The organism is Nitrincola sp. (assembly GCF_048264025.1).
In the GTDB taxonomy this organism is placed as follows: domain Bacteria; phylum Pseudomonadota; class Gammaproteobacteria; order Pseudomonadales; family Balneatricaceae; genus Nitrincola.
In genome coordinates, this window is the sequence record NZ_JBLXDN010000018.1 from 37,553 (window position 1) to 58,348 (window position 20,796).

Annotated in this window: 22 protein-coding genes; 16 read left to right on the plus strand and 6 right to left on the minus strand. The window is 52.1% G+C overall.

All coding sequences use genetic code 11. From position 1 onward, the window contains the following. Positions 1–5 precede the first annotated feature (5 nt). From ACN0R1_RS13635 to ACN0R1_RS13655, 5 genes are all read right to left on the minus strand, one after another. Entirely contained in the window at positions 6–878 is an 873-nt protein-coding gene (locus ACN0R1_RS13635) for a carbohydrate ABC transporter permease (RefSeq protein ID WP_417583753.1), read from the minus strand. A 74-nt stretch (positions 879–952) separates the two neighbouring features. Continuing rightward, entirely contained in the window at positions 953–2,233 is a 1,281-nt protein-coding gene (locus ACN0R1_RS13640; RefSeq protein WP_417583755.1) for an ABC transporter substrate-binding protein, read from the minus strand. After that, positions 2,217–3,293, minus strand: a complete 1,077-nt coding sequence (locus ACN0R1_RS13645; protein WP_417583757.1) for an ABC transporter ATP-binding protein — start codon at positions 3,291–3,293, stop codon at positions 2,217–2,219. The genes ACN0R1_RS13640 and ACN0R1_RS13645 overlap by 17 nt, the downstream gene beginning before the upstream one ends. A 10-nt stretch (positions 3,294–3,303) precedes the next feature. Further along, positions 3,304–4,059 carry a DeoR/GlpR family DNA-binding transcription regulator gene (locus ACN0R1_RS13650; RefSeq protein ID WP_151055671.1) on the minus strand — a complete coding sequence of 252 codons (756 nt, stop codon included), beginning with the start codon at positions 4,057–4,059 and terminating at the stop codon, positions 3,304–3,306. A gap of 210 nt (positions 4,060–4,269) precedes the next feature. After that, entirely contained in the window at positions 4,270–5,349 is a 1,080-nt protein-coding gene (locus ACN0R1_RS13655) for a PA0069 family radical SAM protein (protein ID WP_417583759.1), read from the minus strand. A gap of 392 nt (positions 5,350–5,741) precedes the next feature. Here ACN0R1_RS13655 and ACN0R1_RS13660 point away from each other — a divergent pair, with 392 nt between their 5' ends. From ACN0R1_RS13660 to ACN0R1_RS13735, 16 genes are all read left to right on the plus strand, one after another. After that, on the plus strand, positions 5,742–6,047 hold the full coding sequence (locus ACN0R1_RS13660) for a phenol hydroxylase subunit (protein WP_417583761.1): 306 nt from the start codon (positions 5,742–5,744) through the stop codon (positions 6,045–6,047). Positions 6,048–6,080: 33 nt separating this feature from the next. Continuing rightward, the gene (locus ACN0R1_RS13665) at positions 6,081–7,067 is read left to right on the plus strand and encodes an aromatic/alkene monooxygenase hydroxylase subunit beta (RefSeq protein ID WP_417583763.1); all 987 of its coding nucleotides are present in this window, start codon (positions 6,081–6,083) and stop codon (positions 7,065–7,067) included. A gap of 10 nt (positions 7,068–7,077) precedes the next feature. Then, positions 7,078–7,347 carry an MmoB/DmpM family protein gene (locus ACN0R1_RS13670; RefSeq protein ID WP_417583764.1) on the plus strand — a complete coding sequence of 90 codons (270 nt, stop codon included), beginning with the start codon at positions 7,078–7,080 and terminating at the stop codon, positions 7,345–7,347. Positions 7,348–7,404: 57 nt separating this feature from the next. Next, positions 7,405–8,907 (plus strand): aromatic/alkene/methane monooxygenase hydroxylase/oxygenase subunit alpha, encoded by a 1,503-nt coding sequence (locus ACN0R1_RS13675; RefSeq protein WP_417583766.1) that lies wholly within the window; start codon positions 7,405–7,407, stop codon positions 8,905–8,907. 62 nt (positions 8,908–8,969) lie between these two features. Beyond that, on the plus strand, positions 8,970–9,332 hold the full coding sequence (locus ACN0R1_RS13680; protein WP_417583768.1) for a phenol hydroxylase subunit P4: 363 nt from the start codon (positions 8,970–8,972) through the stop codon (positions 9,330–9,332). A 10-nt stretch (positions 9,333–9,342) separates the two neighbouring features. Then, positions 9,343–10,404, plus strand: coding sequence for an NADH:ubiquinone reductase (Na(+)-transporting) subunit F (locus ACN0R1_RS13685; RefSeq protein ID WP_417583770.1), 1,062 nt, complete (start codon positions 9,343–9,345; stop codon positions 10,402–10,404). Positions 10,405–10,419: 15 nt separating this feature from the next. Next, positions 10,420–10,752, plus strand: coding sequence for a 2Fe-2S iron-sulfur cluster-binding protein (locus ACN0R1_RS13690; RefSeq protein WP_417583772.1), 333 nt, complete (start codon positions 10,420–10,422; stop codon positions 10,750–10,752). Positions 10,753–10,773: 21 nt separating this feature from the next. Further along, the gene (locus ACN0R1_RS13695; protein ID WP_417583774.1) at positions 10,774–11,697 is read left to right on the plus strand and encodes a catechol 2,3-dioxygenase; all 924 of its coding nucleotides are present in this window, start codon (positions 10,774–10,776) and stop codon (positions 11,695–11,697) included. Between the two features lie 66 nt (positions 11,698–11,763). Then, positions 11,764–13,224, plus strand: a complete 1,461-nt coding sequence (locus tag ACN0R1_RS13700) for a 2-hydroxymuconic semialdehyde dehydrogenase (RefSeq protein WP_417583776.1) — start codon at positions 11,764–11,766, stop codon at positions 13,222–13,224. A 43-nt stretch (positions 13,225–13,267) separates the two neighbouring features. Further along, positions 13,268–14,095: an alpha/beta fold hydrolase gene (locus ACN0R1_RS13705; RefSeq protein WP_417583778.1), complete on the plus strand. Its 828-nt coding sequence runs from the start codon at positions 13,268–13,270 to the stop codon at positions 14,093–14,095. Positions 14,096–14,122: 27 nt separating this feature from the next. After that, positions 14,123–14,908 carry a 2-oxopent-4-enoate hydratase gene (dmpE, locus tag ACN0R1_RS13710; RefSeq protein ID WP_417583781.1) on the plus strand — a complete coding sequence of 262 codons (786 nt, stop codon included), beginning with the start codon at positions 14,123–14,125 and terminating at the stop codon, positions 14,906–14,908. 38 nt (positions 14,909–14,946) lie between these two features. Next, on the plus strand, positions 14,947–15,858 hold the full coding sequence (locus ACN0R1_RS13715) for an acetaldehyde dehydrogenase (acetylating) (RefSeq protein ID WP_417583783.1): 912 nt from the start codon (positions 14,947–14,949) through the stop codon (positions 15,856–15,858). Between the two features lie 13 nt (positions 15,859–15,871). Next, entirely contained in the window at positions 15,872–16,900 is a 1,029-nt protein-coding gene (gene dmpG / locus ACN0R1_RS13720; RefSeq protein WP_417583785.1) for a 4-hydroxy-2-oxovalerate aldolase, read from the plus strand. Continuing rightward, on the plus strand, positions 16,900–17,691 hold the full coding sequence (dmpH, locus tag ACN0R1_RS13725; protein ID WP_417583787.1) for a 2-oxo-3-hexenedioate decarboxylase: 792 nt from the start codon (positions 16,900–16,902) through the stop codon (positions 17,689–17,691). Before dmpG ends, dmpH begins: the two co-directional genes overlap by 1 nt. Before the next feature lie 86 nt (positions 17,692–17,777). Then, a complete protein-coding gene (locus ACN0R1_RS13730; protein WP_417583789.1) occupies positions 17,778–18,593 on the plus strand; it encodes a SphA family protein in 816 nt (271 codons plus the stop codon). A 21-nt stretch (positions 18,594–18,614) separates the two neighbouring features. After that, positions 18,615–18,806, plus strand: coding sequence for a 2-hydroxymuconate tautomerase (locus ACN0R1_RS13735; RefSeq protein ID WP_417583791.1), 192 nt, complete (start codon positions 18,615–18,617; stop codon positions 18,804–18,806). A 66-nt stretch (positions 18,807–18,872) separates the two neighbouring features. Here the strand turns inward: ACN0R1_RS13735 and ACN0R1_RS13740 are convergent, their stop codons facing one another. Further along, a complete protein-coding gene (locus ACN0R1_RS13740) occupies positions 18,873–20,597 on the minus strand; it encodes a sigma 54-interacting transcriptional regulator (protein ID WP_417583793.1) in 1,725 nt (574 codons plus the stop codon). Positions 20,598–20,796 lie beyond the last annotated feature (199 nt).

Consider the following 20,796-nt stretch of genomic DNA (forward strand, 5'->3'; position numbering starts at 1 on the left):
AACTCTCAGCGGTAGTGAACACGACGTTCGATCAATAAAAACTGTATCAGTGCCAACAGAATTAGCAGCATTAACAGCACCAATGTCAGTGCGGCGGCGTAGTTGCTGTCGAAGAAACTGAAAGCGTTTTCATAGATGTAATAGAGCATCAGGTTGGTGGCATTATTCGGTCCACCCTTGGTGAGGATGAACAGATGATCGACCAGTTTGAACGCATTCAGTAGCGCATTGACCAGCACGAATAGCGTGGTTGGCATCAGCAGCGGCAGGGTGATACGCCGGAATACATACAAGTGCCCAGCACCCTCAAGCGCTGCCGCTGAGTAAATATCCTTGTTCAGACTTTGCAGGGCTGCCAGGTAAAAAATCATGAAAAATCCGGCTTCCTTCCAGATGGTCATCAGCATCAGACTTGCTAGCGCCCAGTTGGGATCGCCCAGCCAGTTAATGCCAGACATGCCCAGTCCATTAAGCAGTTTATTGAACAGGCCAATTTCAGGGGTGTAAAAGAACAGCCAGATATTGGCAACAGCGATCATCGGTAACATGGTTGGGGTGAAATACGCCAGACGCAGTGCACTACGCCCGCTGATTTTACTGTTCACCCAGAGCGCCATGCCCAGCGCCAGGGCAATCGATGTAGGCACGGTGCCGACGGCATACCAGAGGTTGTTGGATAAGGTTTTCCAGAAGATCGCATCATCCATCAGCATGCGGTAGTTTTCCAGACCGGCAAACTCGGATGAACGCTGCCCCCGAGCTGGAAAAAACAGCGAATGCCACAGGGTCGTCAAGGCTGGAATATGGGTGAATGCCAACAGCATCAGCAGAGCAGGCAGTAGCATCAGCCAGGCATAGAGTTGGTTGAGACGATTCATCAGTTAGCCTTGATAAGACAGCTCAGAAAAACGGCAGCGCCCTTTAAGAACGCTGCCAGGTTCAGTGGTGTGGATCAGTAGCGGCTCAGAATGCGCTGAGCCTGACTCTGGGCTGAATCCAGTGCTTCCTGTGCATCTTGCTGTCCTGTCAAGACAGATTGAATCGCATCATCCAGCAGTTTGCGGACACGACCGGATTCATGCGTAGACAGTTCAGCCGTGGCATAGTCCAGTTGATCGCGTGCCACAGCCGCTGGTGGGAAGTCCAGCACATACTGCTTTAGCGCGTCGGTTTCATAGGACGCTGGGCTGACACCCATATACCCCGTGGCGATACTCCAGTGAGCCGCTTGTTCAGGTGCTGTCATGAAGCGAACCAGTTCCAGTGCGGCCCGACGCTCTTCGTCCGAAGCATTTTTGAACAGGTAAAAGTTACCACCGCCGGTGGGAGAGCCGAAACGCTTGTTGGCTGGCAGCATGGCGACACCGAAATCAAATTCAGCGCTGTCTTTAACGGCTGTCAGGTTGCCGGTTGAGTGCCACATAATGGCAGTTTTCTGTTCCAGAAAGTTCTGGCGCAGGGTACCCCACTCAATCATGCCTTGTGGCATCACTGCATATTGACCACTCAGATCTTGCCAGTAGGTCAGCGCTTCAACGACACCTGGGTTGTTAAAGTAGGTTTCATTACCTTCACTGTTCATCAACACTTCATCGTTTTGCATCGCCAGTGCGCCGAACATCCAGTAGGGATAGCCGGTGGATGGAATCATCGCGCCCCAGCGTTCGACTTCACCGTTGCTGTCTTTTTTAACCAGTTGCTGGCCCATTTCTACCAGCTCATCCCAGCTTTGGGGTGGCTGTTCCGGATCAAGGCCTGCATCGCGGAAGGCATCTTTGTTGTAGTACATCACAATGGTGGAGCGCTGGAAGGGAATTCCCCAAACCTGATCATCTACCACGCCGTTTTCCATCAATGTGGGGTAGAAGCTCTGCAGCCATTCGCGCTCTTCATCTGTCTCCACAACGGCATCAAAGGGGACGATGGCGTCCATTCCCATCAGTTCATGCACATCGATGGAAAAAAGCACCGACAGTTGCGCCGGTTGACCGCTGTTCAAGGCCGCCAGTGCTTTCACGCGGGTATCATTGTAATTACCGGCATAAATCGCATTCACCTTGATATCAGGATGTTGCTGTTCAAAATCACTGATCATGCCATCGACCACATCAGTCAGAGGTCCACCGACTGAAACAGGGTAATACATGGTTAATTCAGTTTGTGCCTGAGCGGCTGTCGCAATAGCCAGCGAGGTTAACCCCATGGCTAGCATACGTTTAGTGCTGCGTAACATGCTGTAACTCCTTATGGTTGGGCGTGGTTGATTGCTGTGTGGGTTGGTGCGTGGAGGGTGTATCCAGACCAGCGTCTTGCCGGCGCTGACCCGTTTTAGAGCAAAAGTTATGTTGGTGTTCCAGGGACCACTGCAGGTGCAAATGTTGCTGAGCAGGCAGTAGTTGATGGCCCGGCAGGCGCAGTTTGATCACTTGCATGGCCATCGAGGGTAAGGCGGCATCGATGATGGTGTCGGCACCGTGATAGTCGCAGCGGATCACCTCAGCGGTGATACCATCGTTAGACAATTGAATATGTTCTGGGCGCACGCCTATCAGTTGGGAACCCTGGTCCAGGAGGTTCATGGGCGGGTTGCCGATAAAGCGAGCGGAAAAGGTGGTTTCCGGGATGTGGTAGAGTTGATTCGGTGTGCCGCACTGAGCGATTTCACCCTGATTCAACAGAATAATACGATCCGCCATGCTCATGGCTTCAACCTGATCATGGGTGACATACAGCACTGTCATACCCAGGCGCTGTTGCAGTGCTCTTAATTCGGCGCGCATCTCATTACGCAGCTTGGCATCCAGGTTGGAGAGAGGTTCATCCATCAGGCATAAAGGCGCTTCGGCAATGATCGCTCGCGCCAGTGCCACACGCTGACACTGGCCTCCGGATAGCTGTGAGGGTTTCTTGGCCAGTTGATCACCCAGATTCACCAGTTCGGCCACTTTCTTTAAGCGTTGATCACGTTCGTGCGCGCCGACACCTCGCGCTTTCAGGCCAAAGACAATATTTTCAGCCACACACAGGTGAGGAAAGAGCGCATAGGATTGAAACACCATCGCCAGTTTGCGTTTTCCGGGTGGCAGGTGGGTGATATCGACGCCATTCAGCTTGATGCTTCCGGATGAGGGATCCTCAAGACCGGCAATCATTTTTAACGTAGTCGATTTTCCGCAACCCGAAGGGCCTAACAGGGCAACAAACTCACCCTGGGCAATTTCAAAACTGATGTCTTTGACCGCAAGGGTTTCTTCCCACTGCTTGCGAAGTTGACAGACTTGCAACTGACTCATCTCTGGCTCCTTAATAAAGTAACTCGACACCCGCCGCTTCACACAGCTCGGCCATCGGGGTGGTGAGTTGATCAGTAACCAGCCTGTCCACATCAGACAGGGTACCGGTTCGTACAGGGGCTTTACGCAGATGCTTGCTGGAGTCAGCCACCAGAATGCGTTGGTCGCTGTTCTCAATAATGGCGCGTGACAGGTAAGACTCCTCTGGCGAAAAGTCCATCAGATCGCCCTGTGGGCCCAGACCACCAATACCAAAAATGCCAAAATTGACCTGAAAACGTCGCAGAAAACGGGTGGCATCTTCACCCATCAAATCCTGATCCGATGGCCGAATACGCCCACCGGTTAACAGGGTTTCAATATTCGGGTTGTGGCACAGCGTCATGGCGGCATTGAGGTTATTGGTGATGACCTGCAATCCAGGATGATCCAGCAATGCCAGTGCAACCTGTTGTGGCGTGGTGCCGATACCAATAAAAATCGTCGCACCTTCCGGCAGTAAATCCGCCACCTTACTGCCGATGGCACGTTTGGCCTCAAGATTGATCACCTGACGACTCTGGAAGGACAGGTTGCGGTTATGAAACGGTAGCCTGATACCGCCATGTACCCGCTGCACCAGCCCCTGATCGCTCAGTTCATTCAGATCCTTGCGGATCGTCTGCACCGAGACATTGAAGGAATCCGTCAGCTCCTGGCTGGAAAGATGCCCACCCGCCTGCTTCAACCAGGCCAGAATTTTTGTTTGACGCTCAGATAACAGCATTGAATACCTTCGAACGAACTTTAATTAATCTTCGCTTCTATTGAAAAAGTGAATTTAAGTTTCGAACGAGAGTGTATGCCGGAAATATTTCACCCTGGTGACGTAAATATGATGAATTAATGAAATGACAGAAAGGGGGGAGCAGAAAAGGGGTCAGTACCCTTTTATTTTTGAATAAAAGGGTACTGACCCCTTTTCTGCTTTTCCGCTTTAGAAGAACAAATCACCCTGGAGGGAAGGTGGGCGGAAGTCGCGGGTATTCAGGCCTTGTTCGGTGTTGCCTTGCAGACCCAGGCGGCGGCTGGCTTTGGTGAAGCGTTGCGCTATCAGTTCGGCGAAAACGCCTTCACCACTAAAGCGTTTACCAAATTCGGCATGGTTGGTTTTTCCGCCACGACATTGGCGCATCAGGCTCATGACCTTGTTGGCACGATCCGGGTAATGGGCTTCCAACCAGGACTCAAACAGCGGGGCGACTTCCAAGGGCAAACGCAGCAGCATCCAGTTAGCGGTTCTTGCACCTGCCTCGCTGACGGCTGCTAAGATCTGCTCGATTTCATGATCGGTTAATCCCGGAATAATCGGTGATACCAGGGTGCCCACGGGAATGCCCGCGGCACTGAGTTCGCGGATCGCTCTCAGGCGTGCCTGCGGTGAGGCCGCGCGCGGTTCCAGGGTGCGCTTTAACTGCATATCCAGGCTGGTAATACTGATAAACACCCTGACCAGTCGATGCTTCGCCATCTCCGTTAACAGATCCAGATCTCTTAAAACCAGCATACTTTTGGTCACCAGTGTCACCGGGTGGCGGGCTTCGAGTAACAGCTCCAGCAACCGGCGCGTGGTTTTGTATTTAGCTTCAATCGGCTGGTAGCAGTCGGTGTTACCGGACAGGTTGATCGGGCGGCATACATAGCCTGGTTTACACAGCTCTTCGCGCAGGGTTTCGACCAGGCCGGTACGCGCAATCAATTTGGTTTCAAAATCCAGTCCCGGTGACATATCCCAATAGGCATGCGAGGGGCGGGCGTAACAATAGACGCAGCCATGTTCGCAACCCCGATAGGGGTTGATGGAGCGGTCAAATGGCAGGTCGGGGGATGTGTTCCACGACAGTGCTGTTTTGCAGGGTTCATCGCGTATTTCGGTCGCCAGGCTTTGCTGCGTACCCTCCTGCCACCAGCCATCATCCACCGTTTCACTGATTCTGGGTGAAAAGCGGTTGTCGGGATTGTAGGTCGCGCCCCGTCCTCTACGCGCAGCAGCAGATGATTTGTCGGAAGAGGCCATGTGTTCGCTCCAGTATAAAGACTGTATGTATATACAGTATAGTTTGCCTGCTGAAGTTTGAACAGAAAAAAGTAAAAAAGGGGTCAGTACCCTTTTATTCAAAATAAAAGGGTACTGACCCCTTTTTTGTCTTTTTTGATGAAATGATGAAGTGAGGGGTTTTGTATGATGATTTGATTAACCTGATCGGCACAACTTTTTGTGCTTGATGTGATTGAGTCTGTTTTGTCTTCTAGCGTTACGAATAAATTGAATGTAATTACTATAATAAAAACAATAATTTAAGTTAATTATCTGGTTTTATGATCTGAATTTTTCTTTCCTGGCACAGCCCTTGCTTTTACCTGACTGACAATGACGCCATAACAACATAAAAAGTCAGAGGTTGTGCAATGCCCGATTTGCAACTCCATACCAATACCACGCCCAAAGCGCGTTCAAGCTTTGAGCGTCTGACCAAGTATATCCGCGTGCGCAGTGATGCCGGAGCACGTTTCGTCGAATTTGACTTTGCGATTGGAGATCCCTCTTTGTTCGTCGAGTTGATTATGCCGCCTGCCGCTTTTGACGCCTTCTGTAAAAACAACCAGGTCATTCATATGACCGATGAACAGATGGCTGACGTCGATGCTGAACTGCAGAAATGGCGCTATGGCGAAGACACCCTGATGTCCAGGAACCATAACCGATCCGCTTAATAACAATAACGTTTAACCTATGGGTACTGTCTGATGACAATAGAAATCAAAACCTCCACCCTGGAGCCAATCCGCAATACCTTTGCGAATATTGAACGCCGCTTTGGTGATAAGCCAGCTTCACGCTATCAGGAAGCGACCTATGACCTGCAGGCTGAAGCCAACTTTCATTACCGTCCGCTGTGGCAGCCGGAGTATGAGCTGAATGATAAGAGCCGTACCCGGATCGTCATGGAAGACTGGTACGCCTTGAAAGATCCACGTCAGTTTTACTACGGCACGTATGTGCAGAATCGCGCCAAACTGCAGGAAGCCGCTGAGAGCAGTTATGCCTTTTTTGAAAAGCGTAATCTGGCCGAGCACCTGCCCGACGCGGTTAAAAATCTCCTGATTACCTACCTGATTCCACTGCGGCATATCGAACACACCGCCAACCTGAACAATATGTATGGCTGCGCGTTTGGTTATGGCACCGCTATCACTCAGGCACTGCTGTACAACGCCATGGATCGCCTGGGGATTGCCCAGTATCTGTCGCGTATCGGTTTGATTCTGGATAGCAATACCGGTGATTCGCTGATCGAGTCCAAGCAACACTGGATGCAGAATCCGCTGTGGCAGGGGATGCGTGCCCTGTGTGAAGAGATGACCACCGTTGAAGACTGGTTTGAGGTAGTGATCGCGCAAAACCTGGTGGTCGATACGCTGGTATTCAATCTCTTTTATGAGCAGTTGGACGAGAAGCTGAGCAGCATCGGTGGGCGTGATGTCGCCATGCTGACTGAGTTCATGCTGGCCTGGAATAAAGATGTGTCCCGCTGGCTCGACAGTGTGCTGAAAACCATGGCGTCTGAATCAGAGGAAAACCGCGCCTTGTTAGAGGCCTGGTGCCGCGACTGGCGTCAGAAAACCCTGGATGCAATGAGCCCCCTGGTCACCACACTTCTGGATGACGCGGCGCTGAGTCGGGCCGATGCATTGCTGGAATCTCGTTTGCAAAAAATCGGCATCTGCCACTGAGGAGCTTCGCATGTCAAAAGTATATATCGCCCTGCAGGACAATGATGAGTCCCGCTATATCGTTGAAGCGATTGAGGAAGATAACCCGGACGCCACAGTCAATCACATGCCGGCGATGATCCGCATCGAAAACGAAAACAGCCTGGTGATCAAGCGCGCCACGGTTGAAGAGAAGATGGGACGTGACTGGGATGTACAGGAACTGCATCTGAATCTGATTACCCTCGGCGGCAATGTTGACGAAGACGATGAGCAACTTGAGCTGAGCTGGAACTCCTGATCTGGAATGAATAGTCCGGGACAAACAGTCCGGAATTAAAATAATAAGGTATTCAAAATGGCTGCTAAAAAACTCAATCTAAAAGATAAGTACCGTTTGCTAACCCGTGATCTGGACTGGGAATACTCCTATGCCGATCGCAAAAAAGCCTTTCCTTACGAAGAGTTTGAAGGGATTAAAATTACTGACTGGTCAAAATGGGAAGATCCGTTTCGTCTGACAATGGATTCTTACTGGAAGTACCAGGCTGAAAAAGAGAAAAAACTTTACGCTATTTTTGATGCATTTTCGCAGAACAATGGCCACCTGAATGTGACCGATGCGCGTTACATCAATGCGATCAAAATCTTCCTGACCGGCGTGTCACCACTGGAATACCAGGCGTTTCAGGGCTATGCCCATGTAGGTCGTCAGTTTGGTGGGGCGGGAGCGCGCGTGGCCTGTCAGATGCAGTCTATCGATGAGCTGCGTCATGTGCAGACCCAGATTCATGCCATGAGTCATTACAACAAGTACTTTGATGGCTTCCAGGACTGGTCACACATGCATGACCGTGTCTGGTACTTGTCTGTGCCTAAATCCTTCTTTGATGATGCGCGTTCAGCCGGGCCATTTGAGTTCCTGATTGCGATCAGCTTCAGCTTTGAATATGTGCTGACCAATCTGCTGTTTGTACCCTTTATGTCGGGGGCAGCGCACAACGGTGATATGGCCACCTGTACCTTTGGTTTTTCAGCCCAGTCTGATGAAGCACGGCACATGACACTCGGGCTGGAGATTATCAAATTCCTGCTGGAGCAACATGAAGACAATGTGCCGATCGTGCAGAAATGGATCGATAAGTGGTTCTGGCGGGGTACGCGTCTGCTGACCATTGTGGCAATGATGATGGATTACATGCTGCCGAATAAAGTCATGTCCTGGAAAGAAGCCTGGGAAGTTTACTTTGAAGAAGCGGGCGGTGCGCTGTTCAAAGACCTGGAGCGCTACGGCATCCGCATCCCCAAGTTTGTCGAAACCACTGAAAAAGAGAAAGAGCATATTTCGCATCAAGCCTGGTGGATCTTCTATACCCACGGCCATGCGGCGGGCTTCCATACCTGGATTCCCAGTGATGAAGAGCTGGACTGGTTGAGCGAAAAGTACCCGGATACCTTCGACAAGTACTACCGTCCACGCTGGGAGCTTGCGAAGAAAATGGAAGCCGAAGGTAAACGCTTCTACACCAAAGCACTACCTCAGCTGTGCACCACCTGTCAGATTCCGATGGGCTTCACTGAGATGGATGATCCCACACAGATCGCCTATCGCTCCAGCGATTTTGAAGGTGAGAAGTACCACTTCTGTTCAGATGGCTGCAAACACATATTCGATGACGAACCGGAAAAGTATGTGCAGTCCTGGCTGCCTGTGCATCAGATTTATCAGGGCAATTGTGGCGGTGCCAGTGTTGAAGAGGTACTGCGCGATTACTACCAGTTGAACATGGGCGCCGACAACATGGATATCAAAGGCTCACCTGACGAAACACGCTGGAAGGAATGGAAAGGCGTTGCCTGAACCTATCTCTGAATAATAACAACAGGAGCCATCCCGCATGGCTCCAGAAGCAGGATATCACTATGTCAGTTACAGCAATTACGCCGGACTACAAAGTTCCGGCACTGGATAGATTTGAAAATTTTCACGGTAATCAGATCGTGTATGTGGGTTGGGACCATCACCTGATGTTCTGTTCCGCCTTTGCTTACGCACTGCCACCGACCACCACCTTTGCCGAACTTCGCGACCAGATTATGCCTGAGGCGTTTGGCGAGCATGCCGAGTTTACCCAGGTGAACTGGAACACCGCGACCTGGTTGCTGGATAACCAGCCGTTTACCCCGGCTCTGGATAAAAGCTTTCAGGAGCAGGGTATCGGTCATAAGTCCTTATTAAGGTTCCAGACCCCAGAACTGACTGGGTTTCAGGGCAAAGGCGTTTGAGGAGGTTGTTATGACATATGCAGTGACCGTAGAACCCACCGGTGATGTGATTGAAGTGGAAGAGGGGCAAACCATTCTGGATGCCGCCCTGCGTCAGGGTGTCTGGTTACCCTTTGCCTGCGGTCACGGCACCTGTGCCACCTGCAAGGTGCAGGTGGTTGAAGGCGATGTCGATATAGGTAACGCCTCGCCCTTTGCGCTGATGGATGTGGAACGGGATGAAGGCAAGGTGCTGGCCTGCTGTGCCATCCCTGAATCGGATCTGGTGATTGAAGCGGATGTGGATGTGGATCCGGACTTCGCTGGCCATCCGGTTGAGGATTTCACCGCAACCGTTGTCAGCATAGAAAACCTGTCGCCCAGCATTAAAGAGATACGTGTGGCGTTGGATCGCCCCATGACCTTTCAGGCGGGTCAGTATGTGAACCTGAATCTGCCGGGTGTGGAAGGCAGCCGTGCGTTTTCCATTGCCAACCCGCCATCAGATGATCGTCATATTGAGTTGCATGTGCGTCTGGTGCCAGGTGGTGCCGGAACCACCTGGTTACACGAATCACTGAAGCCAGGTGATGAGCTGGATCTGTCCGGTCCGTATGGTCAGTTTTTTGTGCGCAAATCTGACGCCAAGGATGTGATCTTTATTGCCGGTGGTTCGGGACTATCCAGTCCGCAATCGATGATTCTGGACCTGTTGGAGCAGGGCGACACCCGGCAGATTTATCTGTTCCAGGGCGCGCGCAATCTCAGTGAGCTGTATAACCGCGAACGTCTCGAAGCGCTCACCCAGACCCATGCCAATTTCCACTATATCCCGGCACTGAATGAGCCGACAGACGCGGATGGCTGGACAGGTTTTACCGGCTTTGTTCATGAAGCAGCTAAAGACTATTTCGACGGGCGATTTAATGGCCATAAAGCCTACCTGTGTGGACCGCCGCCCATGATTAATGCCGCCATCAACACGCTGATGCAAGGGCGGGTATTTGAAGCGGATATCCATATGGAGAAATTCCTGACTGCCGCGGATGGAGCCGCTTCAGAAACACGCTCGGCACTGTTTAAACGCATCTGAAGCGGAGTTGCAAAGATGAATTTTCAAATCCTTGTAACCAACCGGCAGCAGACATTCACAGTGTCACAGGGCGAGTTGCTGCTACACGCCATGGAAAAGGCTTGTCAGCAGGCGATTAAGGTGGGCTGTCGCGGCGGGGGTTGCGGCCTGTGCAAAGTCAAAATACTGCAGGGGCATTACCAGACCAAGCGCATGAGTAAAGCCCATATCAGTGCAGCAGAACAGGCATCGGGCTTTGCCCTGGCCTGTCGGGTTTTCCCGGAAAGTGATCTGGTGATTGAGTCAGATCACTTTGATGAACATACAAATCAACCAACACAAGTAAAACAAGCAAACCTTGTTAAATAAGAAATATAAGAGGAAACCATCATGAAAAAAGGTGTAATGCGTCCAGGTCATGTACAGATTCGCGTACTGGATCTTGAAGAAGCCCGTAAACACTATGTGGATCTGCTGGGTCTGATCGAAATGGATTCAGACGAGCAGGGCCGTATCTATCTTAAAGCCTGGACTGAGGTGGACAAGTACTCGGTCATCCTGCAGGAGTCTGATGAACCCGGTATGGATTTTATGGGCTTCAAATGCCTGGATGAATCAGTGCTGGATCGCCTTGCCGGTGAGATTCGTGCCTTTGGTCTGACGGTGACAGAGCTGCCCGCTGGCGAGTTAAAAGACTGTGGTCGGCGCATGCAGTTTGTCGCCCCGACTGGCCATACCTTTGAACTCTATGCGACCAAAGAGCAAACCGGTAAGTGGGGTGTCTCTAACGTTAATCCCGAAGCCTGGCCGCGTGATCTCAAGGGTATGAAAGCGACCCGTTTTGATCATTGCCTGCTGTACGGTGATGACCTGGAAGGCAACCTCACCCTGTTCAGAGACATTCTTGGCTTTGACCTGGCTGAGCAGGTGGTCGACCCGGACAATAACCGTGTCGCCCTGTTCCTGACCGCATCGATGAAAGCCCATGATGTAGCCTTCATCAAACATCCGGAAAAGGACAAGTTTCACCATGCTTCCTTCTATCTGGATACCTGGCAGGACGTGTTGCAAGCCGCTGACCTGATCTCCATGACCGATACATCTCTTGATATCGGACCCACGCGCCATGGCCTGACGCATGGTCAGACCATCTATTTCTTTGATCCTTCGGGTAACCGTAATGAAGTCTTTGCCGGTGGTGACTACCACTATCCCGATCATGAACCTGTGACCTGGCAAGCTGGAAATCTTGGCAAAGCTATTTTCTACCATGATCGCCAATTGAATGAGCGCTTCCTGACTGTGGTGACCTGATAGGCCCCGGTGTCGGTCATCGGGTTGACCGGCACTTTTTAACCTGCCCGTGAATGAGAGCAAGCTATGAACGAATTTAAACACTTTATCAATGGCGAATTTGTCGCTTCCGCCAGTGGTAAAACTTTTGAAAATCGCTGCCCGGTCGACAACAGCCTGATCGGCGCCGTTTATGAAGCGGGTCGGGATGAGGTGGATGCGGCGGTAAAAGCAGCTAAAGCCGCGTTGCAAGGGCCCTGGGGGAAAATGACCCAGGCCGAGCGTATCACGCTGCTGAACCGGGTGGCTGATCGCATTAATGAACGCTCCGATGAGTTTCTGGCGGCTGAGTGTCGCGATACCGGCAAGCCGTACAGCATCGCCAGCCATATCGATATTCCGCGCGGTGCAGCCAACTTCAAAGCCTTTTCAGAAACCCTGGCGAACCATCCGACTGAAGCCTTCCGCATGGATACGCCAGATGGCGAAGGGGCTATCAATCTGGGGCATCGCTCTCCCAAGGGTGTCGTGGCTGTGATCAGCCCCTGGAACCTGCCGCTGTTGCTGATGACCTTTAAGGTTGGACCGGCATTGGCGTGCGGTAATACCGTTGTGGTGAAACCCTCTGAAGAAACCCCGGCGACAGCAACGCTGCTGGGGGAGGTTATGAATGAGTGTGGCGTACCTGCAGGTGTCTATAACGTCATACATGGACTGGGTCCAAATTCAGCCGGTGAGTTTCTGACCACGCACCCGCTGGTGAATGCCATCACCTTTACTGGTGAAACCCGCACGGGCGAGGCAATCATGAAAGCGGCCGCGGTAGGGCTGCGTAATATTTCCATGGAGTTGGGCGGTAAGAACCCGGCGCTGGTGTTTGCTGATTGTGATCTGGATAAAGCCGTGGAAGGCACCATGCGCTCGGCGTTCGTTAATTGTGGTCAGGTGTGCCTGGGTACCGAGCGTGTGTATGTAGAGCGGCCCATCTATGAAGCCTTTCTGGCACGCATGAAAGATGCCGTTGCCCAGCTCAAATTAGGCCGTCCCGAAGATCCGGCAGCCAATTTCGGCCCGCTGGTCAGTCTCGCACACCGGGACAAGGTTAAGTACTACTACGATTTGGCCGTGCAGGAAGGTGCCAGGGTCGAGATCGGCGGTGGGATTCCGGATATGGGCGCGGAGCTGAATGACGGTGCCTGGATTGAACCGACTATCTGGACCGGGCTGGCTGATGATGCGCGAGTCATTCGCGAAGAGATCTTTGGCCCGTGTTGTCATATTCGTCCTTTCGATACCGAAGAAGAAGCCATCGCCCTGGCCAATGACACTGAATATGGCCTCGCTGCCGCCATCTGGACAGGAAATTCCTCCCGCGCCGTGCGTGTCGCCGAACAGGTTGAAGCCGGTCTGGTGTGGGTGAATAGCTGGTTCCTGCGTGATCTGCGCACCGCCTTTGGCGGTGCCAAACAATCCGGTATCGGTCGTGAAGGCGGAGTGCATGGCCTGGAGTTTTACACCGAGCTGAAAAACATCTGTATCAAGCTGTGATCTGTACTGGGCCGGTCGGCCTCAGTCTGAAGGGGGGAATGACGTGAGTAATCCAGAAATAGGTCAGATGGTAAATGTTAAGGGTGTGCAAACCAATCTGCATGACCAGGGTAGTGGTTTTCCTGTCGTGCTGATCCATGGCTCTGGCCCTGGGGTGACCGCTTGGGCTAACTGGCGTTTAGTCCTGCCAGAATTAGCCAAGAGTCGCCGTGTCATTGCGCCTGATATGTTGGGCTTTGGCTATACCGACCGTCCGGCAGATCAGCAATACAACCTGGACCGTTGGGTGACGCATGTTATCGATTTGCTGGACACCCTGGGCATAGATCAGGCTGATCTGGTGGGTAACTCCTTTGGCGGTGCACTGACTCTGGCTCTGGCGATACGTCATCCGCAACGCTTCCGTCGTTTGGTGTTGATGGGCAGTGTCGGGGTGCCCTTTGATATGACTCCGGGGTTAGAGGCTGCCTGGGGTTATGAGCCCTCACTCGCAGCAATGCGGCGTTTGCTGGATATCTTTGCCTATGACCGAACACTGGTCAGCGATGAACTGGCACAAATGCGCTATGAAGCCAGTATTCGACCCGGCTTTCAGGAGTCCTTTGCCGCCATGTTTCCAGCCCCACGTCAGCGCTGGGTGGATGCCATGGCTAGTCCTGAGTCCGAAATTCGTGCCTTACCCCATGAAACACTGATCATTCACGGACGTGAAGATCAGGTGATTCCACTTCAGACCAGCCTGGTGCTGTCACAGTGGATAGATAAAGCCCAGCTTCATGTGTTCGGACATTGTGGGCACTGGACCCAGATTGAGCACACTCAACGTTTCACAAAATTGGTATCTGATTTTCTCGCAGAAGCAGATGTTTGAAGCCTAGTTAAATAAAAAGAGAAGTCTATGAATAAGCAACAGATTCAGGCTTGCGGTGATGAGCTGTTCAACGCGATGACCAGCCGCAAGGTCATTCGCCCGTTAACCGAAACCTATGCGGACATCAGCATTGATGATGCCTACCACATCTCCTTACGCATGCTGGAGCAGCGTTTGGCGGCCGGTGAGCGGGTGATCGGTAAAAAGATCGGCGTGACCTCTAAAGCGGTGCAAAACATGCTTAATGTGCATCAGCCGGATTTTGGCTACCTGACGGACAAAATGGCCTATAGCCAGGGTGAAGAGATGCCCATCAGCCAGCTACTGATGCAGCCCAAAGCCGAAGGCGAAATTGCCTTTATCCTCAAAAAAGACCTGATGGGCCCCGGTATTACCAATGCCGATGTGCTGGCCGCTACCGAATGCGTGATGCCCTGTTTTGAGGTGGTGGATTCACGCATCGACAACTGGCAGATCAAAATTCAGGACACCGTGGCAGACAATGCCTCCTGTGGCTTGTTTGTACTGGGAGACAGTGCAGTGGATCCGCGCAAGGTCGATCTGGCTACCTGCGGCATGGTGGTGGAAAAGAACGGATCAATCATTTCGACCGGGGCGGGAGCCGCCGCGTTGGGTAGTCCGGTTAATTGTGTCGCCTGGCTGGCAAACACCCTGGGTGCGTTTGGCATAGGGCTGAAAGCCGGTGAAGTGATTCTGTCCGGATCACTGGTGCCACTTGAGCCGGTGGTGGCGGGCGATTATATGCGCGTCAGTATTGGTGGGATGGGCAGTGCTTCGGTGCGCTTTGTTTAGTCAGCCAGAATAATAAACTCAGGATTGGAACAGTTCTTATGTCAAAAAAATTGAAAGCGGTCATTATCGGCCCCGGCAATATCGGCACCGACTTGCTGATGAAAATGCAGCGCTCTGAATGGATAGAGCCGGTATGGATGGTGGGTATTGACCCGCAATCCGAAGGCCTGACACGGGCCAAAGCGATGGGTATTAAAACCTGCGCTACGGGTGTCGATGGCCTGTTACCTCATGTGCTTGAAGACGATATTCGTGTCGCCTTTGATGCAACCTCAGCCTATGTGCATGCCGAAAACAGCCGCAAGCTGAATGAGTTGGGTGTGATCATGATCGATCTGACGCCTGCGGCGATAGGCCCTTACTGCGTGCCGCCGGTTAACCTGGCTGATCATGCCAAGAACCTGGAAATGAACGTCAATATGGTCACCTGTGGTGGTCAAGCCACTATTCCCATGGTGGCGGCGGTTTCCCGTGTGCAACCAGTGGCCTATGGCGAAATTGTGGCCACTGTGTCGTCGCGTTCCGTCGGTCCAGGCACACGTCAGAATATTGATGAATTTACCCGCACAACAGCCGCCGCTGTAGAGAAGGTGGGGGGAGCTAAGCAGGGTAAGGCGATCATCATTATCAACCCCGCCGAACCACCGCTGATGATGCGCGACACCATCCACTGCCTGACCGAAGACACCCCGGATCAGGCGGCTATTACCGAATCCGTTCACGCCATGGTCAAGGAGGTTCAGAAATATGTGCCTGGTTACCGGCTGGTCAACGGTCCGGTATTTGATGGCAACCGCGTGTCGGTATTTATGGAAGTGGAGGGTCTGGGTGACTTCCTGCCTAAATATGCAGGCAACCTCGACATCATGACGGCCGCCGGTTTACGCACCGCCGAGATGTTCGCAGAAGAAGCCGCCAACGGCAGCATCACCTTACCAGCGCGCAGCTAACAGGAGCAAAATCATGAATTTACATAATAAAGCTGTCACGTTACACGATATGAGCCTGCGCGATGGTATGCACGCCAAACGTCATCAAATCAGCCTGGAGCAGATGGTAACGATTGCATCGGCCATGGATGTTGCTGGCATGCCGCTGATCGAAGTGACCCATGGCGATGGCCTGGGCGGCGCCTCATTAAACTACGGTTTTCCCGCCCACAGTGATGAGGAATACCTCAACGCCGTGGTTCCGAAAATGAAAAACGCCAAAATTTCTGCGCTGCTGCTGCCGGGGATCGGGACGGTTGATCACCTGAAAATGGCGAAAGACTGTGGTGTCAGCACCATTCGTGTTGCCACGCACTGTACGGAAGCGGATGTCTCTGAACAGCATATCGGTATGGCCGCCAAAATGGGTATGGATACCGTCGGCTTCTTGATGATGGCGCATATGATCAGTGCTGAAAAAGTGCTGGAGCAAGCACGCTTGATGGTCAGTTACGGCGCTAACTGCATCTATTGCACCGATTCTGCCGGCTACATGCTGCCGGATGAAGTCAGCGAGAAGATTGCTCTGCTGCGGGCTGAGTTGCCCAAGAGCATCGAGATAGGCTTTCACGGCCACCATAACATGGGCATGGCCATCGCCAACTCCCTGGCAGCTATTGAAGCGGGAGCTACTCGCATTGATGGCTCTGTTGCCGGGCTGGGTGCTGGCGCCGGAAATACGCCACTGGAAGTGCTGGTTGCGGTACTGGAACGCATGGGAGCTCAAACCGGTATCGATCTTTACCAGATTATGGATGTGGCCGAAGACCTGGTGGTCCCGATGATGGACCAACCGATCCGGGTTGACCGTGATTCGCTGACACTGGGCTATGCCGGTGTGTACAGCTCATTTCTGCTGTTCGCACAGCGTGCCGAGAAAAAATACGGCATTCAGGCGCGAGACATCCTGGTGGAATTGGGTCGCCGAGGCACAGTGGGCGGACAGGAAGACATGATTGAAGACCTGGCACTGACCATGGCAAAACAGAAGGGGTTAATTTGATGGGTAATTTAACACGTACAGAAATTGAACAGCTGGCAACCTATTGTGAAGACGCTGAGCTCAAGGCCTATGAGATCACCAAGGTGACAGACCAGTATCCGCATATGACCTACGAAGATGCCTTTGATGTGCAGTGGGAAGTGCGCAAGCGCAAAGAGGCGCGTGGCCACAAGATTGTGGGCATGAAAATGGGCCTGACATCCTGGGCAAAAATGGCACAGATGGGAGTAGAGCAGCCCTGTTACGGCTATCTGGCCGATTATTTCAGTGTGCCTGAGGGTGGCGAGATCAAAATGGATGAATTGATTCATCCGAAAATTGAAGCCGAAATTGCCTTTGTCACCAAAGCCCCGTTGAAAGGCCCAGGTGTGCATATCGGTGATGTGATGCGCGCGACCGACTTCATCATCCCGGCGGTGGAAGTGATTGACTCCCGCTACAAGGATTTCAAGTTCGACCTTAAAAGCGTGATCGCCGATAACTCCAGTTCAACACGTTTTATCACCGGTGGTCGTATGGCGCGTCTGGAAGATGTAGACGTGACAACACTGGGTGTGGTGATGGAGATCAACGGCGAGGTGGTCGCTACTGGCGCAGGTGCAGCGGTGCTCGGTCATCCGGCCGCCTCGGTGGCGATGCTGGCAAATATGCTGGGTGAGCGAGGTGAAGAGATACCGGCTGGCACTTTCATTATGACGGGTGGGATTACTGCAGCTGTCACTGTGAATCGGGGCGATTCCATAACCGTTCGTTATCAGGATCTTGGATCGATATCGGCAAGGTTTATTTAATATATTTCATGCAATTAATTCTAATTATTAAAGTTAAAGATTAACTAAAGTTTAACTAAAAAATAACTCTAAAAAAGGTAGTACCTATGTCTATGAAAAAAATAGTGTCGCTGGCTGCTATGGTATCGCTGGCCCCCCTTGCGCTGCAAGCCGGTCAGTATGTCCCCGGGATCGAGGGGGTTAAGTCCGCGGTCGTGCCACCTCCGGGTGTTTACTACCGTGGCTATGCGGTGCATTACGATGCCAGTAACGCTGATGGCCTGCCACCTGATAGCAGTGTGAAAGTGGATGCACTGGCGCACCGTTTTATCTGGGTCACCGAAACCGAAGTGCTGGGTGGTAACCTGGGCTTTGAGGCCATACTGCCGATGGTAAGAACCGACCTGGATATCGGAAACGGTATAGTGCGTGACAAACAAACCGGGCTGGGCGATCTGTTTGTCGGCTCTCTGATCGGTTGGCATGGGGAGCGTTGGGATGCTGTTGCTGCAGCAGGCATCTGGAATGCGACGGGGAAAAGCAGTGAACCGGCCGATCCGGGTTTTGGTTACACTGAAGTGATGCTGACGTTGGGAGGGAATGTCTACCTTACTGAAGCCAAGGATGTGTCTTTATCCTTGCTGTCCCGTTATGAAATTGCCGACAAAAGCTCAGTGAACGACGAGCTGGTCGTGGAGTGGGGTCTGGGTAAGAGCTACGGCCTGATGGATCTGGGGTTGGTAGGATACAGCCGTTGGGATGTTGACGGAGGCGATGCTGAGACTCACGCCGCTGGGGTGTCTGCTGGCTATTTCTGGCCGCAGATCATGATGGGTGTGGATGCAGGCATCTATAAAGAACATAGTGTTAGAGAAGGTTTTGAAGGCACTAAGTTTCGTGTCGCACTGACCAAAGTTTTTTGATCTGGTAGCCTGGAGGCTGTTATGCCGATTGCTCAGCTTTATATACTGGAAGGGCGCAGTGATGCGCAAAAAGAGCGCTTGATCGAGGAGGTCACAGCCGCGATGGTGCGTTCGCTGGATGCACCACAGCAGGCGGTTAGAGTGATGATTACCGAAATGCCTAAGCAGCATTTTGGTATTGCGGGTCAATCCGCTAAAAAGCTCGGGCGCTAAAGATCACTTCAGGAAACCCTGCTGACCGTTTGTTCCCCTTACGGTCAGCAGTTTACTGCTATTTGCTTACTTCTTTTCTGCTTCGCCGTTAGCGCTTTCATCCTGACGTTTTAACCGGTAGGCCAGTGCAGGGCGGCTTAAACCTAACAAGCGTGCCGCCGCTGAAATATTACCTTCTGCCTTTTCAGTTGCCTTATTAATCAAGGCCGTTTCCAGATCACTGATGCTGATTTCATTGTAAAGAATCTGGTCCGTCAGAGAAGCCAGCAATAGTTCATTGGGCGTGTGGCTTTCCAACTGACCTGAGGACTGATTTAACTTGCGCGTTTTAGGATCAACCGAGGGAGTTTGACTCCAGCCGGCATTAAACAGGTTTTGCTCGGTAATTGAGCTACTTTCATCGGTCAGAATAATACCGCGCTCTATCGCGTTTTCCAGTTCACGGATATTCCCCGGCCAGTCATAGCCATGCAAGGCCGCCATAGCCCGGTCTGTAAACCCCAGGGTGACTTTGCGGTATTGTTTTTCGTAGCGTTTACGGAAATGCTCTGCCAACAAGGCAATATCATTTTGCCGCTCACGCAACGCCGGAATTACCACCATATAGGCATTGATACGATAGAAGAGATCGGCACGAAAACGTCCGGCTTTTACGGCGGCCGCCAGATCTTCGTTTGTCGCTGCGACTATGCGTACATCGATCGAGCGGGTGTGATCGTCACCCACGCGCTCCAACTCACCTTCCTGAATGACACGTAGCAACGCCGCCTGGGCTCTGGGTGAGAGTTCAATCACTTCATCAAGAAAAATGGTGCCACCATCGGCGCGCTCGAAGCGACCTTTACGCGATTGCGTAGCGCCGGTATAAGCGCCTTTTTCAACACCAAAGAGTTCCGATTCGATCAGCTCAGGGGGGATGGCAGCACAGTTTACCGCCACGAAGGGACCGTCTTTGCGCGTACTCATGCTATGGACACGGCGTGCCAACACTTCCTTGCCGGTACCGGTTTCACCAATTAACAGCATGGTGACATCGGCATTGGCACCACGGTCAATCATCTCCAGGGCGCTGGTAAATGGCGGTGCTTCGCCCAGGGCTTTGGGCACATCTTCCGGGTAGCCGAGCGTTTGTTCAAGATCGGCAATGCGTGATTGCAGTTCGTAAAGCTCATCAATTAACGGCGCTTCACGGAAAAAATGGCTAAAGTCTTCGTGATCTGGCCACTCGGTAGCGACTTTACCGATGATGCGGCATTGATGGTCGCCCTGACCGCGGCATTCGACCTCTCTGAACTGGATATCCAGGCCGGTGAAATGGCTGGAATAAGCACAGGCATAGCCTAACAGCATCCAGCAAGCGGGTTCATTCAGCTGGCCTAAGGACATCCTGCAGATTTCAACTTCAAATGAATCGACCCATTCAAACTCGGCATAGAAATGCTTTTTGTCAGGATCGTACTCAAGTACCAGTGGGATCACTTTGACCATGCCACGCAGGCAATGCAGCTGAGGGCCGGTGAGAAAGGCCTGGTCGGGGGTAGCATCGGGATTGAGTTTACGGGCCAGTTCAGCATCACGCATGCCGGAGTAGTAGCCAAGGCGCATAAAAAAGCCCTTGCCACGCTCCATACCCATGGAGGTAATAATCTCTTTCCTGAAGCTGGAAAGCGCACCCAGCCCCATCAATACCGTCCGCTGTTCAGCCAGCCAGATTTTGCCTTCCTCAGGCTTAAATTGCAGCTTGTCCAGCAGATACTTCAGATCCGGAAATTGCAAATGAGCGTCAGACACATTACACCTGAAATTTTGTATTTATTATAACTGTGTAGCTTAACCGAACTGGCTAATGAAAAAAGGGGTCAGTACCCTTTTATTCAGAAATAAAAGGGTACTGACCCCTTTTTGCTGAACCAAATTCAGCAACAGCCGTATGAAGAAGTATCAATGAATGAGAAGGGGCTTATGTTGTTCAAAGTAGGCAGCGCCATAA